This window comes from Nonomuraea sp. NPDC005692 (assembly GCF_040631115.1).
GTDB lineage: Bacteria > Actinomycetota > Actinomycetes > Streptosporangiales > Streptosporangiaceae > Nonomuraea.
The window spans coordinates 280,193-292,870 of sequence record NZ_JBEXYU010000008.1 but is presented as its reverse complement, the minus strand read 5'-3'; the positions used below and the strand labels follow the sequence as shown (position 1 = coordinate 292,870).

The window sequence follows — 12,678 nt, the reverse complement described above, 5'->3', positions numbered from 1 at the left end:
ATGGCGGCCATGAAGGCCCGCGACGCGAGCCCGCGACCCGCCGCCGCCGCGGTGGCCCGCCCGGGGCGGCACGGCCGCCGCCGGGGCCGGGGCGGCTTCGGCGCCACCAGGCCGGGTGAGCTGGCCTTGCGGTACGCGCTGCTGCTGCTCGTCCTGGCGATCACGATCCTGCCGTTCCTGTGGCAGTTGTCCACCTCGCTGAAGGGCCCGTACGAGGACGTCTTCGCACAGACCCCGAGCTTCGTCCCGCTCCAGCCGACGCTGGAGAACTACGCGCGCGTCGCGGACACCATCCCCGTGTGGACGTACGCGCTCAACTCGGTGATCGTGGCGGTCATCGTGGTGGGCGGCAACGCGGTCGGCGCGACGCTGGCCGGGTTCGCGCTGGCCCGGCTGGAGTTCCGGGGCGCCAAGCTGCTCCTGGTGCTGTTCCTGTCCACGCTCGTGCTGCCGGGCGAGGTGACGATCGTCTCCCAGTACGTCACCGTCCGCGGCATGGGCCTGGCCGACACGCTGCTGGGCGTGGCCCTGCCCGGCGCGATCGGCATGCTGAACGTGCTGCTGATGCGCACCGCCTTCCAGGCCATCCCCAAGGAGATGGACGAGGCGGCGGTCATCGACGGGGCGACCCCCTGGCAACGGCTCATCCGGCTCGGGCTGCCGAACGTGCGCGGCATGCTGAGCGTGATCACGATCTTCGCGTTCATCGGCGCCTGGGACGACTTCCTGTGGCCGCTCATCGTGCTCAACGACCCGAAGAACTTCACGCTGACCGTCGGCCTGCAGTACCTCAACGGCACGTTCAGCGCCAACCCCCGTCTCATCGCCGCTGGGACAATGATCTCCTTCCTGCCTATCGTGCTCCTGTTCGCCTCGCTGCAGCGCTTCTTCTTCCGTGGCGTCGCCGAGGGCGCGATCAAGGGCTGAGCCGGTTCCGAGAACGAGGAGTCTCTCTCCATGCATGACGACCGCACACTGGTCGAAGCCCGTCTCAAGCGCGTGCTGGACGAACGTCTGCGCCCGGCCGTCCACCCCGAGTCCGTGCCGATGGACGTGCGCGTCTGGACCGCGGCGGACGAGCCCGTACCCGTCGCCGAAGGGCTCGCGGCCCCGACCGAGCCGATCGCGGTCGGCGCGGCGTGGGGCGCGCCGTGGGCGACGAGCTGGTTCACGGTGACTGGCACCGTCCCGCCCGCCTGGGCCGGCCGGACCGTCGAGGCGGTGCTCGACCTCGGCTTCGACGAGAACATGCCGGGCTTCCAGTGCGAGGGCCTGGTCTACCTGCCCGACGGCACGCCCGTGAAGGGGCTCAACCCGCGTAACCAGTGGGTGCGCGTCGGCGCGCCGGTGACCGGCGGCGAGCACGTCGAGCTGCGGATCGAGGCGGCCTCCAACCCGGTCCTGCTCGACTACAAGCCGTTCGTGCCCACCCTGCTCGGCGACAAGGAGACGGCGGGCAGCGAGCCGCAGTACCGGCTGGCGCGCATGGACCTGGCCGTGTTCGACGAGACGGTGTGGAACCTGATCCTCGACCTGGAGGTGGCCGGGGAGCTGATGCACGAGCTGTCCGCCGACAGCGGCCGCCGCGCGGAGCTGACCCGGGCGATCGACCGCGCCCTGGACGCGATCGACCTCCAGGACGTCAACGCCACCGCCGGGGCGGCCCGCGCCGAGCTGGCCGGCGTGCTGTCCTCGCCCGCCGTGCCCTCGGCACACCGGATCAGCGCGGTCGGGCACGCGCACATCGACTCGGCCTGGCTGTGGCCGCTGCGCGAGACCGTCCGCAAGGTCGCCCGTACGGCCTCCAACATGACGGCGCTGCTGGCCGACGAGCCGGAGTTCGTGTTCGCGATGTCGCAGGCCCAGCAGTGGGCGTGGATCAAGGAGCACCGGCCCGAGGTGTGGGCCAAGGTGACCAAGGCCGTGGCGGCCGGGCGGTTCGTCCCGACCGGCGGCATGTGGGTGGAGTCCGACACGAACATGCCCGGCTCCGAGGCCATGGCCCGCCAGTTCGTGCACGGCAAACGCTTCTTCATCGACGAGTTCGGCGTCGACAACGAGGAGGTGTGGCTGCCGGACACGTTCGGCTTCGCGGCCGGGCTGCCGCAGATCATCAAGGCGGCGGGCTCGAAGCGGCTGCTCACGCAGAAGATCTCGTGGAGCCGGACGAACACGTTCCCGCACCACACGTTCCTGTGGGAGGGCATCGACGGGACACGGGTGTTCACGCACTTCCCGCCGGTCGACACCTACAACTGCTCGATGAACGGCCGGGAGATCGCGCACGCGGCCCGCAACTTCAAGGACAAGGGCATCGCCCGGCACTCGCTGGCCCCCACCGGGTGGGGCGACGGCGGCGGCGGCACCACCCGCGAGATGGTGGCCAAGGCCGCCCGGCTGCGCGACCTGGAGGGCTCGGCCACCGTCACCTGGGAGACCCCCGCCGGCTTCTTCGACAAGGCCGAGGCCGAGTACCTTAACCCGCCGGTCTGGGTGGGCGAGCTCTATCTGGAGCTGCACCGGGCCACGCTGACCAGCCAGGCCAAGACCAAGCAGGGCAACCGGCGCAGCGAGTCGCTGCTGCGCGAGGCCGAGCTGTGGGCCGCCACGGCCGCCGTACGGGCCGGCGCGCCCTACCCGTACGAGCAGCTCGACCGCATCTGGAAGACGGTGCTGCTGCACCAGTTCCACGACATCCTGCCCGGCTCGTCGATCGCCTGGGTGCACCGCGAGGCCAGGAACACCTACGCGGCGCTGGCCGAGGAGCTGACCGGCCTGATCGGCGACGCCCAGCGGGCCCTGGCCGGAGACGGCTCCCGCGAGCTGGTCTTCAACGCGGCCCCGCACGCCCGCAACGGCGTCCCGGCCGGTGGCGCGGCCCCGGCCGCACCGGTGGCCCCGACGAGCAGGGAGCCCCGCGAGGACGGCGGCTTCGTGCTGGACAACGGCCTGCTCCGGGTCGAGGTGGACGGGCACGGCCTGATCGTCTCCGCCTACGACCTGCGGGCCCGGCGCGAGACCCTGCCGCCCGGCCAGGCCGCCAACCTGCTCCAGCTGCACCAGGACTTCCCCAACATGTGGGACGCCTGGGACGTGGACGAGTTCTACCGCAACACGGTCGTCGACCTCACCGCGGCCGACGAGGTGACGGCCGGCGAGCAGTCCGGCTCGGTCCGCGTCACCCGCTCGTTCGGCGGCTCGTCCGTCACGCAGGTGATCTCGCTGGACGGGCGGCGGGTCGACATCGCCACCGAGGTCGACTGGCACGAGACGGAGAAGTTCCTCAAACTGGCCTTCCCCCTCGACGTGCGCGCCGAGCGCTACGCCTCCGAGAGCCAGTACGGCCACGCCTACCGCGCCACCCACACCAACACGAGCTGGGAGGCGGCCAAGTTCGAGGCGTGCAACCACAAGTTCGTGCACCTGGAGGAGCCCGGCTGGGGCGTGGCCGTGGTCAACGACTCCACCTACGGCCACGACGTGACCCGGACCGTGCGCGAGGACGGCGGCACCACCACGACCCTGCGCGTGTCGCTGCTGCGCGCCCCCCGCTTCCCCGACCCCGAGACCGACCAGGGCAGGCACACCTTCCGGCACGCGCTGCTGCCCGGCGCGACGATCGGCGACGCGGTGCGCGAGGGCTGGTTCCTCAACCTGCCCGAGCGGGTGCTGTCCGGCGCCGCCGAGGTGGCGCCGCTGGTCACGGTGGACGACGACGCGGTCGTGATCACCGCGGTCAAGCTGGCCGACGACGGCAGCGGCGACGTCGTGGTGCGCTTCCACGAGTCGCGCGGCGGCCGGGCGGCGGCCACGCTCACGGCCGGCTTCCCCGTCACCTCGGTGACCGTGACCGACCTGCTGGAGCGCCCGCTGGCCGAGCCCGAGCGGCCCGGCCGGTCGATCCCGGTGACGTTGCGGCCGTTCGAGCTGGTCACCCTGCGGCTCGGCCGCTGACCGCACGTTCCCGGTGAGGGGCACCCGTCCGGGTGCCCCTCATCTGCGTCCGCGGGGGAGACGTCAGGGGGTGTAGACGGCGGAGCTTCCGTAGAGCTTGTTGGTGAACGCCGAGATGTAGGAGGCGGTGTTCGCCGAGGTGAGGTTGTAGGTGAGGAAGACGCCGTACCCCTCGCTGACCGTACGGCGGGCGAGGTACGCGGCGGTGGACGAACTGGTGCCGGTGAACGACACGGCGGCCGGCGACAGGCGGGACTTGGAGGTCGGGCCGTTCGGCACGGACCAGGTGCCGTACCAGGGGTTCCAGGCGTAGTCGAAGGTGTTGGCGATGCTCACGCCGTTGTAGGACAGGCGATCGGCGGCCGGGCCGATGTCGTACAGCGTGATGAGCTTGTTAGGCAGCTTCCGGCGCAGGGCCTGGACCAGGTAGACGAAGGAGAAGGCGTTCGGCTGGCCGGTGCCGTTGTTGCCGTACTCGACGTACTCGTCGTCGAAGTCGATGCCGTCGAGCCCGTACGTCGTCACCACGTCGGCCAGTTCCTGGGCGAACGCGTCGGCGGCCTGCTGGGACGGGAAGTTCGCGAAGCCGGCGCCCTGGTGGTTGCCGAGGATGGACAGCAGGACCTTGATGCCCTTCTGCTGCAGCGGGCGGACCTCGGTCGCCACGTTGTCGAGCACCCGCTGCACGTTCTCGTTGCAGTGGAGGTAGGCCTTCGTGCCGTCGTAGTTGATGTTGGCGGCGAAGATGACCGCGATGTCGAACACCTGCGCGCCGCCTCTGGCGAGCGTGTACTTCGCGACGTTGGTCATGCTCTCGCTGTTGACCTCGATGTAGACCACCGAGAGCGGGCCGGTCTTGGCGGCCGCGCGGCGCTCGGCGTGTGCCGCGGTGGGTAACGCGGCACCCACGGTGGTCGCGGCCAGCGCTGCCAGCAGGGTCCTTCTCCGCATGAGCGGTGAACTCACGATCGGCTCCTCAGTGCATGGGGGATGATTTGCTATATCGGTTAAGTCCAGTCCACTCGTTCTCGCGAGGCTGCAGGGGGGCTGGAGATAAATCGGTATAGCGCCTCGATCATCGGCAGCCCGGGGCCCGCTGTCAAGGTGTCGGCGGCGCGGAAAGACGCCGCGGACGCCGGAGATTTCTGCGGTGGTATGTTCCTTACATCCAAATATTTAGATGTATGGAGTAGTGATGACGAAGGTGCTGATTGTCGGTGCCGGCGCGCTGGGGCAGGTCTTCGGGGCGTGGCTGGCCGCGGGTGGGGCCCGGGTCAGCTACCTCGTGCGGCCGGGCCGGGAGGGCTGGGAAGGGGCTCCGCTGTACCGGCTCAGGCGGGGGCGGGCGCCGGTGACCGAGCGGATCACTCCGTACGAGGTGCACAGCGAGCCGCCCCGCGAACGGTGGGACATGGTGTGGCTCTGCGTGGACTCACCGGCGCTGCGCGGCCAGTGGACGGCCGCGCTGCGCGAGGTGACCGGAGCCGCGACGGTGGTCACCATCGGCCAGGATCCCGGCGATCTGCGCACGCTCGCCGGTGTCTGGCCGCAGGAGCAGATCGTCCAGGTGACCCCGACGCTGCTCGCCTACCACGCGCCGCTGGAGCGCGAGGTGCCCGCGCCGGGGGTGGCGTACTGGGTGCCGCCCGGCACGGCGACGGGCGTCACCGGAGCGCGCGCCCCGCAGGTCGTCGCCGCGCTACGGGCCGGCGGCGTGCGGGCCAGGCGGGTGACGCGGGCCGGCGCGGGGGAGCTCACCGCCGCCCGGATGATCCCCTACATCGCCGAGCTGGAGTCCTCCGGCTGGCGGCTGCCCGCGTCGGGCACGCGGTTGCGGGACGCCGCCGCGGCCGTCCGGGAGGCCGTCGCGGTGGTCTCCGCCCAGCACGGGCTGCGCGCCCCCGTCGCCCTTCCCTCCTGGGCCGTGGGGCTGGCGTTGCGCGTACTGCCCTGGCTGCTCCCCTTCGACCTGCGCCGCTACCTGGAGACGCACTTCACGAAGGTGCGCGCGCAGACGCGGATGATGCTGGACGGCTGGATCGCCGAAGGCGCCGCCAGGGCGCTGCCGGTCGGCCGCCTGTCCGCCGTGCGCGACTCCTTGCCCGCATGAGCGGCCCGATCGAGGCCCGGGACGTGCTCGCGCTGTTCGCGCGGACCCGGCCGCTGTTCACCGCCCTGGGGGACGAGCGCAGGCAGGAGATCGTCGTCCACCTTCTGGAGTCCGCGGAGCCCCGCAGCGTCGGTGACATCGCCGCGCACCTGGAGCTGTCCCAGCCCGCCACCTCCCACCACCTCAAGATCCTGCGCGACGCGGATCTGCTGACGGTACGGCGCAAGGGCACCCTGCGCCTGTACGACCTCAACGCCGACGCCTATCCGGAGCTCCTGACCCCCATGCGCGACCTCATCACGTTGATCATCTCCTGCGCCTCCGGCCCCGGCGAACAGCCGGGCGGCCACTAGAGATCGACGACCGCCCGCGCGTCTTCCCGTCCCGGTCTGTCACATCGGGACCGGCTGTCCCGTCCTCGCGGTGCTGTCCATCAGGACGAGGAGATCTCCGTGACACACGGGCGACGGGTGAAGGAGCAGGGACGATGAAGGTGCTGCTGGCCGGGGCGACCGGCGCGATCGGGCTTCCGCTGCTGTCGGCGCTGGCCGCGTCGGGGCACGAGGTGGTCGCCGTCGTCCGCGATCCCGCCAAGCGGCGGCTCGTCGCCGATCGCGGCGCGGACGCCGTCGTCGCCGACGTGCTCGACCGGGACGCGCTGCTGCGCGCGCTCGACGGGCACGCCGCCGACGTGGTCATGCACCAGGCCACGGCGCTGCGCGACGCCTCGCGCAGGCTGCGCCCCGACGACCCCACCCTCGCCCTGCGCGACCGGGGGACCGCGCACCTGCTCGACGCCGCGCGGGCCGTCGGCGCGCGCCGCTTCGTCACCCAGTCGCTGATCACCGGGTACGGCTACCGCGACCACGGCGACCGCGTGCTGACCGAGGACGACGAGTTCGGCGTGCGCGTCGGCACCGTCGCCGACCTGGTGACCGACTCCAGCGTGGCGGCCGAGAGCCAGGTGTTCAACGCGGCCGGCATCGAGGGCATCGCCCTGCGCTACGGCATGTTCTACGGCAGGAACGCCTTCAGCGACCTGTTCGCCGACCTGATGCGCAGGCGGGCGCCGGTGCTGCCGCGCGGCAAAACGGGCACCACCTCCTTCGTCCACGTGGACGACGCCGCGGCGGCCGCGGTCGCGGCCATGGAACGCGGCGGCGCGGGGCAGGCGTACAACATCGTGGACGACCGGCCGATGAGCTGGCGCGACTTCCTGACCGCGGTCGCCCGCGCGCACGGCACGCCGCGCCCCGTCGTGACGCCGAGATGGCTGGTCAGGCTGGCCGTGCCGTACCTGGGCTGCCTGCTGATGGACACCACGCTGCGGGTCTCGCACGCCAGGGCCACCCGCGACCTGGGCTGGACCCCGGTGCACCCGAGCGTGCCCGACGGGCTGAAGGCGCGCTGAGAACCCGCCCGGCCGATCGGTGTCACACGCCGCCGTCGGTGCTCGTCCTCTCACCAGAGCAAGCACAGGAAAGGGACACGACATGATGAACGGCTACAGCAGGCCGGCCAGGATCTTCGTCCAGGTGGCCGTGGCGGTCGGCGCGCTGACGATGCTGGTCTTCGGCGTGTGGATGCGCATCGACCCGGCGGGTTTCGCGGTCTTCGCCCGCTTCCCCAATCACGTGCACTTCCTGCACGACGCCGGGGTCTTCCAGATCGGCATCGGGCTGATGATGCTGAGCGCGCTGGTGTGGCGCGACGTGCTGTCGATCGTGCTGGTCGGGTTCCTCGTCGCCAACACGCTGCACGCGGTGAACCACGCGGCCGACCTGGACCTCGGCGGCAGCCCGGACAACTGGTGGCAGCTCGGTCTCGTCTCACTGCTGACCCTGGCCGGCCTCGTGGTGCACCGCAGACAACTCAGCCGCCGGTCACGGGCTCGCGGGTAGTCGTACGCCTGCCCGGCCCGCCGGGAAGTCCCGATAGTTTGCGACAACCCGCGCGACACGACATGAAGGAGCGTTCATCGTGACACCCGAGACGGTTCCGGCGACTGACCACAGCGAGTGGGAGACCGCGCTGGCCGATGCCTTCGCGATCCTGCTGGACGGACAGGCGGACGTGGACCCCGCCGCCGGGTACGGCGTGTACTACGCCTCGGACCCCTTCGACGAGTTCCTGTTCCCCAACCCCTGGGCCACCCCGGAGGCGCTGTCCGACGGGAAGGCCAGGCACCTGCCGGATCCGGACGGTGAGTACCCCTTCTCTCCGTGGACCTGGCGGTTCGACCTGAGCGAGTCGCTGTTCCGGTTCGACGCCGAACTCGTGGCGGGAACGGGGGCGTGGGGTGACGGCGGGCACAAGGGCCCGCGGCCGTTCGGTGACGCCTTCGTCGCGGACCTGCGGGCCGTCTCCTGGGTCGATGAGGCCGACGGCGTGCTGGTGCGCGGCGCGCAGCTCGGGCCGCTGCTGGGCCGTCATGGCGTCGACCTGACCGGCCAGGAGGCCGAGAAGCTGAACGGCTGGCTGACCGTGCTGCTGCGCGTCGCCACCGACGGCACGCCGGCCGATGCGATGCGGGCCGCCACGTTCACCGAACGTGGCCCCGGACATCTGGTGTCGATCTCCGACATGGGACGCGCCCGCTCCGCCGGCGAGCCCTGGGAAGAGAGGCTGGGCGCGGTCACGCATCCCGCGCTGCGCGACCACCTGCGCATGCTCTGCCTCAGCGAGGACGACGCGCGCAGCGAGGGCGGCTTCTACTGCGGCACCGGCCACTGGCCGTGGTCCGATGTCGTGGAAGCGGCCGGCTGCTCCGTCGTCGCGGGCTGGGGGTTCGGCGAGGCGCAGGCCGGTGCCGCCGTCGTGCGGTTGCCGGATGAGCCGGGAACGCGCTGAGCGGCCGCGTCCGACCCGACCGTGCGGCCCCGAAAGGGGCGCACGGCTCATCCGAGCCGTTCTCTCTTCACGAGGTGTCACGCCGGTCTGTTGCGTTTTTGTGCCAGATTTCGGCAGGACGGACGCCAGGGCCGATAATGAAAAGAGATCACGGGAAATAGGTTGATCTGCTGGAGGAGACCGATGAACGAGCGAATCCTGCCGTTACCCGCCATACTGCGCGCCGCGCGAACCGTCATGTGCGTTCAAGTGGTGCTGATGGCCCTGCCTCTCATCATCATGCTGACGGGCCTCGTGGAGCGGGCACTCGTCGGGATACTGCTGATCCCCATCCTGGTCAATGTCGTGATCGGCGCGGCCATCGGCCTGGTCGTGGCCAGGATGAGATCGCGGCAGCCGTGGGTCCGCTGGACGGGGGTGGCCGTCGAGGTGATCCTGGCGTTCAGCCAGCTCTGGGGACTGATCGGCGGACCGAGCATCCCGGGCCTCCTCGGCCTCGCTCTGGCCGCGGGCGTGATCTACTGCCTCCTGTCGCCACCCTCGACCGCCTGGTTCCAGCCCGCGGCCCCGGCGGCAGTGGCCCGCTGATCGCTGCCGGCCCTCCACGCCTGAGGCGTCCGTGAGCCCACCTGACGGGCCTGCCGTGCCCGGGGACGCCGAGCCGTACGAGGCACTGGACGACGGCGGGCAGCCCCTCCGAGCCCAGCGCCGGTGACACGCCAGGGCTGACCTCCCCATGACGCCTCAGGAGCCCTCACGATGACGGCCACGCCTCTGCTCGACCTGCACCGCTCGCTCGACCGCCGCATGCGCCCCGAAGACGTCGCGGACCTGATCTCGCTCGCCCTCGACGGCTCGCTCTCCGCACCGGAGCGACTCACCCTCGACCGGGCGGCAATGCACTCCTCCCGGCGCCGTGGCTACGTGACCTCCATGACGGAGGAGTTCACGCGGCCGCGGGGCGGCGGGCAGCAGCTCGCCGCGGTGGCACGGCTGTTCGCGCACACGGAGTGGACGGCGAGGAACGCCGACGACCCTGTGTCGCTGGCGGAGGTGGCGCAGCTCGCAGGGCAGGAGATCGGGTGGAGCCCGGACCGGGCCGACTTCAGGCACGGCCGGCTCAACCGGGCGGCCCGGCGGGAAGGCGGCATCGACCTGTCCAAGCGGCAGTACAACCGGAGGTTCCGCGCGCTCGGACGTCTCTCGGCCAAGGCTGCCAAGCTCGGTGACGGCCAGGAGTTGCGGCGGCTGGTGCTGGTCGGCCGCAGCGGCTTCGCCGCCGGCATCCCCCGGGACAGGTTCACGGCGGACACGGACGCTGCCTGCTTCGTGGCCTACTTCACCGCGCGCCGCAACCTGCGCCGCCAGTTCAGCCTGCGCGGCAGGGACAACCCGTTCGACGACATCGCGCAGATGCTCCTGGCCCGCTGCGAGAACAACCCTGACACCGACTGGGCGATGATCGCGGTCGCGTACGCCAAGCCGTCCGTCCTCGCCCGGCTGTCCGACGCCGAACGAGGGGAGATGCTGGGCGCCTGGTACACGGTGATGCGACAGTGCGCGGAGCGGCTGGAGAAGGTGTGGTCGGTCCGTCCGCTCGACCGGGAGTCGATGGTGGTGCGCCGCGGCGACGACTCCTCCACCTGGAACACCGTCGCTCAGGCGTACAACGCCGCCCGCGCCGGCTGGCTGGCCTGCCTCCAGTCGATGGACGCCCTGCCGCTGCTGGACGCCGCCTGTCCCGGCAAGGCGATGCGGCTCATGGCCGCGGACCTGGCCTGGTGGCACCAGCAGACCGGCGGCGACCTTGACCCGAACACGAAGGCGTGGGCGGCGCTGCCCCTGCCGTGGGAGGTGCTGTCCGGGCGGGTGACGTGCACCCGCGCGGATGTGGAACGGGCGTGCGGCGAGGCGGGGCTTGACCCGGCGGAGAGCGGCTGGACCGCCGGTCCCGCCGAGCACCGGGTGGTGCGGTTCAACCCCACGCCGGAGCTGGTGCACGGGGTGACGATCGCCGATCCGGTATGGGCGTCGCTGCTGCGCCGGGCCGGGGTGTTCGGCGGCAGGCGGATCAAGCCCGACATGGCCGATGACGCCGCTCACGGCCTGGCCGCCGGCGTGGTCGTGTCGGATCTCCCCTCGCGCCCGATTCCGGGTGACGGGCAGGAGCCCTGATACGCGATGATCGGAAGACTCGCTGTAGCTCAGTGGTAGAGCGCCCGGCTCTTCAGACCGGGTGGACGCTGGTTCGAGCCCAGTCAGCGAGACGTCAACGACCTGGACTGCCAGGGCGAGCACGTCCAGCAGGCTGTGGCTCGGCGCGCCCCGCACGTCAGGCTCGCACCAGCGGCACGGGCCACCGCGGCGACGGCGTCGCCTCTGCCCGTCGCCCGGGAGCTCGGCTGACGGCTTCCGAGGTCGCCCACGGACGGATGGTGACGTTCCCCTTCATGTCTTGGCGGCCGGCGATCGCGCTCGTATGTTGGTGATCGTTTTGCTGGCTCTTCGAACAGTGAGGTGATCATGAGTTCCACGCGCATGAACCTGACCATTCTGGCGAGCATCCTCCTCATGGCCGGACAGGCGGCGGGCGCGGGCCCGGCCGCGGCGGACGGCTGCCCGGCGATCACCGACCAGTGGGAGGTCACCGACCTGGGCGTCACCGGGAACGCACTCGACATCAACGACCTGGGACAGATCGCCGGCTCCAGCGTGAGCGCGACCGGCGAGCAGCGGGCGACCGTCTGGGACGGCGCGCAGGTGGTCGATCTGGGCAGTCTCGGCGGCGGCCACGCATACGCCGGCGCGCTCGACGAGGACGGCAACGTCGTCGGCAGCAGCTACACGGCGACGGAGAAGGGGCACGTCTTCCACTGGCGCGCCGGGACGATGACCGACCTCGGCACCTTCGCCGGCTACTCCGCCCAGGTCCGCGACGTCAGCGCGGGCGTCATCGTGGGCGAATATCGGTACCTGCTGCCCAACGGCACGGCCCGCTACCAGGCGTTCCGCATCCAGGACGGCGTCAGGACCGACCTCGCCGCCGTCTCCGGCAGCTATGCGGCGGCCGTCAACCCGGCCGGGCAGATCGCCGGCACCCAGCGCCGCCTCGAACCGCCCGGCCCGGCGAGCCAGCGGACCCACCGGGCCTTCCTCTGGGAGGACGGCGTCATCACCGAGCTCGGCACGCTCGGCGGCCAGTGGAGCCAGGCCGAGGGCATCAACGGCGACGGTCACATCGTCGGCCAGGCGGCGCTCGGCACGGACGGCGTGCTCGCGGGCGGCTACATCTGGAGTGCCGAGGAGGGCATGCGGCGCCTGCCCGACGCCGGCGGCGTGGCCGCGCCCAAGGCCGTCAACGACGACGACGTGATCGCCGGCACGCACACCTGCACGGGGGCCGGCACCGCCGCCCACGCGGCGGTCTGGACCGGGCCCGGCGCGGCGCCGGCCCTGCTGCCCGACCCGGCGACCGGCACCGCCACGATGGCCAACGCCATCAACGCGCAGGGCGAGATCACCGGGTGGGCCGAGGCCCCCGACGGCTCGCGGCGCGCCCTCGTGTGGCGGTCCGCGCCCGCGAGCCCCTGAGCATCACCCGGCCGGCGCGGCCGAGCCCGGGGAGCGGCCTCGGGACCGGCCAGGTGCGTGGGCAGGAACCCCGGCGCGACCTGCTGACCGCCCGGCTCACCCAGAGCAGGCGAGTCATGCGACGCCGCCTGTGGGCTCCCGCGCTCATCGCCACCCGTCCGCTGCCGGGCCCC

The 12,678-nt window shown here is 71.8% G+C and carries 11 protein-coding genes and 1 tRNA gene; 11 read left to right on the top strand and 1 reads right to left on the bottom strand.

Translation table 11 applies throughout. The annotated features are described in order from the left end of the window. Positions 1-927, top strand: coding sequence for a carbohydrate ABC transporter permease (locus tag ABZ459_RS20310; RefSeq protein ID WP_357972063.1), 927 nt, complete (start codon positions 1-3; stop codon positions 925-927). A gap of 30 nt (positions 928-957) precedes the next feature. Next, positions 958-3,954, top strand: a complete 2,997-nt coding sequence (locus ABZ459_RS20305; RefSeq protein ID WP_357972061.1) for a glycoside hydrolase family 38 C-terminal domain-containing protein — start codon at positions 958-960, stop codon at positions 3,952-3,954. 63 nt (positions 3,955-4,017) lie between these two features. Here the strand turns inward: ABZ459_RS20305 and ABZ459_RS20300 are convergent, their stop codons facing one another. Beyond that, positions 4,018-4,920, bottom strand: coding sequence for an endo-beta-N-acetylglucosaminidase H (locus ABZ459_RS20300; protein ID WP_357972059.1), 903 nt, complete (start codon positions 4,918-4,920; stop codon positions 4,018-4,020). A 229-nt stretch (positions 4,921-5,149) separates the two neighbouring features. Here ABZ459_RS20300 and ABZ459_RS20295 point away from each other — a divergent pair, with 229 nt between their 5' ends. The 9 genes from ABZ459_RS20295 to ABZ459_RS20255 all read left to right on the top strand — a co-directional run bounded on the left by ABZ459_RS20295 (position 5,150) and on the right by ABZ459_RS20255 (position 12,505). Then, complete coding sequence (locus ABZ459_RS20295) at positions 5,150-6,064, top strand: 2-dehydropantoate 2-reductase N-terminal domain-containing protein (RefSeq protein WP_357972057.1); 915 nt, start codon at positions 5,150-5,152, stop codon at positions 6,062-6,064. Continuing rightward, complete coding sequence (locus ABZ459_RS20290) at positions 6,061-6,417, top strand: metalloregulator ArsR/SmtB family transcription factor (RefSeq protein WP_357972055.1); 357 nt, start codon at positions 6,061-6,063, stop codon at positions 6,415-6,417. The genes ABZ459_RS20295 and ABZ459_RS20290 overlap by 4 nt, the downstream gene beginning before the upstream one ends. Positions 6,418-6,551: 134 nt before the next feature. After that, complete coding sequence (locus ABZ459_RS20285) at positions 6,552-7,475, top strand: NAD(P)-dependent oxidoreductase (protein WP_357972053.1); 924 nt, start codon at positions 6,552-6,554, stop codon at positions 7,473-7,475. A gap of 82 nt (positions 7,476-7,557) precedes the next feature. Beyond that, positions 7,558-7,965, top strand: coding sequence for a hypothetical protein (locus ABZ459_RS20280; RefSeq protein WP_357972051.1), 408 nt, complete (start codon positions 7,558-7,560; stop codon positions 7,963-7,965). Between the two features lie 79 nt (positions 7,966-8,044). Then, the gene (locus ABZ459_RS20275) at positions 8,045-8,914 is read left to right on the top strand and encodes a hypothetical protein (protein WP_357972049.1); all 870 of its coding nucleotides are present in this window, start codon (positions 8,045-8,047) and stop codon (positions 8,912-8,914) included. Between the two features lie 258 nt (positions 8,915-9,172). Then, a complete protein-coding gene (locus tag ABZ459_RS20270; RefSeq protein WP_357972047.1) occupies positions 9,173-9,502 on the top strand; it encodes a hypothetical protein in 330 nt (109 codons plus the stop codon). A 171-nt stretch (positions 9,503-9,673) separates the two neighbouring features. Further along, complete coding sequence (locus ABZ459_RS20265) at positions 9,674-11,089, top strand: hypothetical protein (RefSeq protein WP_357972045.1); 1,416 nt, start codon at positions 9,674-9,676, stop codon at positions 11,087-11,089. Between the two features lie 18 nt (positions 11,090-11,107). Continuing rightward, positions 11,108-11,181: transfer RNA gene (locus tag ABZ459_RS20260), tRNA-OTHER, on the top strand. Between the two features lie 256 nt (positions 11,182-11,437). After that, the gene (locus ABZ459_RS20255; protein ID WP_357972043.1) at positions 11,438-12,505 is read left to right on the top strand and encodes a hypothetical protein; all 1,068 of its coding nucleotides are present in this window, start codon (positions 11,438-11,440) and stop codon (positions 12,503-12,505) included. The last annotated feature ends 173 nt before the right edge of the window (positions 12,506-12,678 follow it).

What these genes read in the sequence shown, in the direction of transcription:
- ABZ459_RS20310 (WP_357972063.1), top strand. Translation starts at nt 1, where the DNA reads ATGGCGGCCATGAAGGCCCGCGACGCGAGCCCGCGACCCGCCGCCGCC.
- ABZ459_RS20265 (WP_357972045.1), top strand. Translation starts at nt 9,674, where the DNA reads ATGACGGCCACGCCTCTGCTCGACCTGCACCGCTCGCTCGACCGCCGC.
- ABZ459_RS20295 (WP_357972057.1), top strand. Translation starts at nt 5,150, where the DNA reads ATGACGAAGGTGCTGATTGTCGGTGCCGGCGCGCTGGGGCAGGTCTTC.
- ABZ459_RS20255 (WP_357972043.1), top strand. Translation starts at nt 11,438, where the DNA reads ATGAGTTCCACGCGCATGAACCTGACCATTCTGGCGAGCATCCTCCTC.
- ABZ459_RS20280 (WP_357972051.1), top strand. Translation starts at nt 7,558, where the DNA reads ATGATGAACGGCTACAGCAGGCCGGCCAGGATCTTCGTCCAGGTGGCC.
- ABZ459_RS20305 (WP_357972061.1), top strand. Translation starts at nt 958, where the DNA reads ATGCATGACGACCGCACACTGGTCGAAGCCCGTCTCAAGCGCGTGCTG.
- ABZ459_RS20270 (WP_357972047.1), top strand. Translation starts at nt 9,173, where the DNA reads ATGGCCCTGCCTCTCATCATCATGCTGACGGGCCTCGTGGAGCGGGCA.
- ABZ459_RS20285 (WP_357972053.1), top strand. Translation starts at nt 6,552, where the DNA reads ATGAAGGTGCTGCTGGCCGGGGCGACCGGCGCGATCGGGCTTCCGCTG.
- ABZ459_RS20290 (WP_357972055.1), top strand. Translation starts at nt 6,061, where the DNA reads ATGAGCGGCCCGATCGAGGCCCGGGACGTGCTCGCGCTGTTCGCGCGG.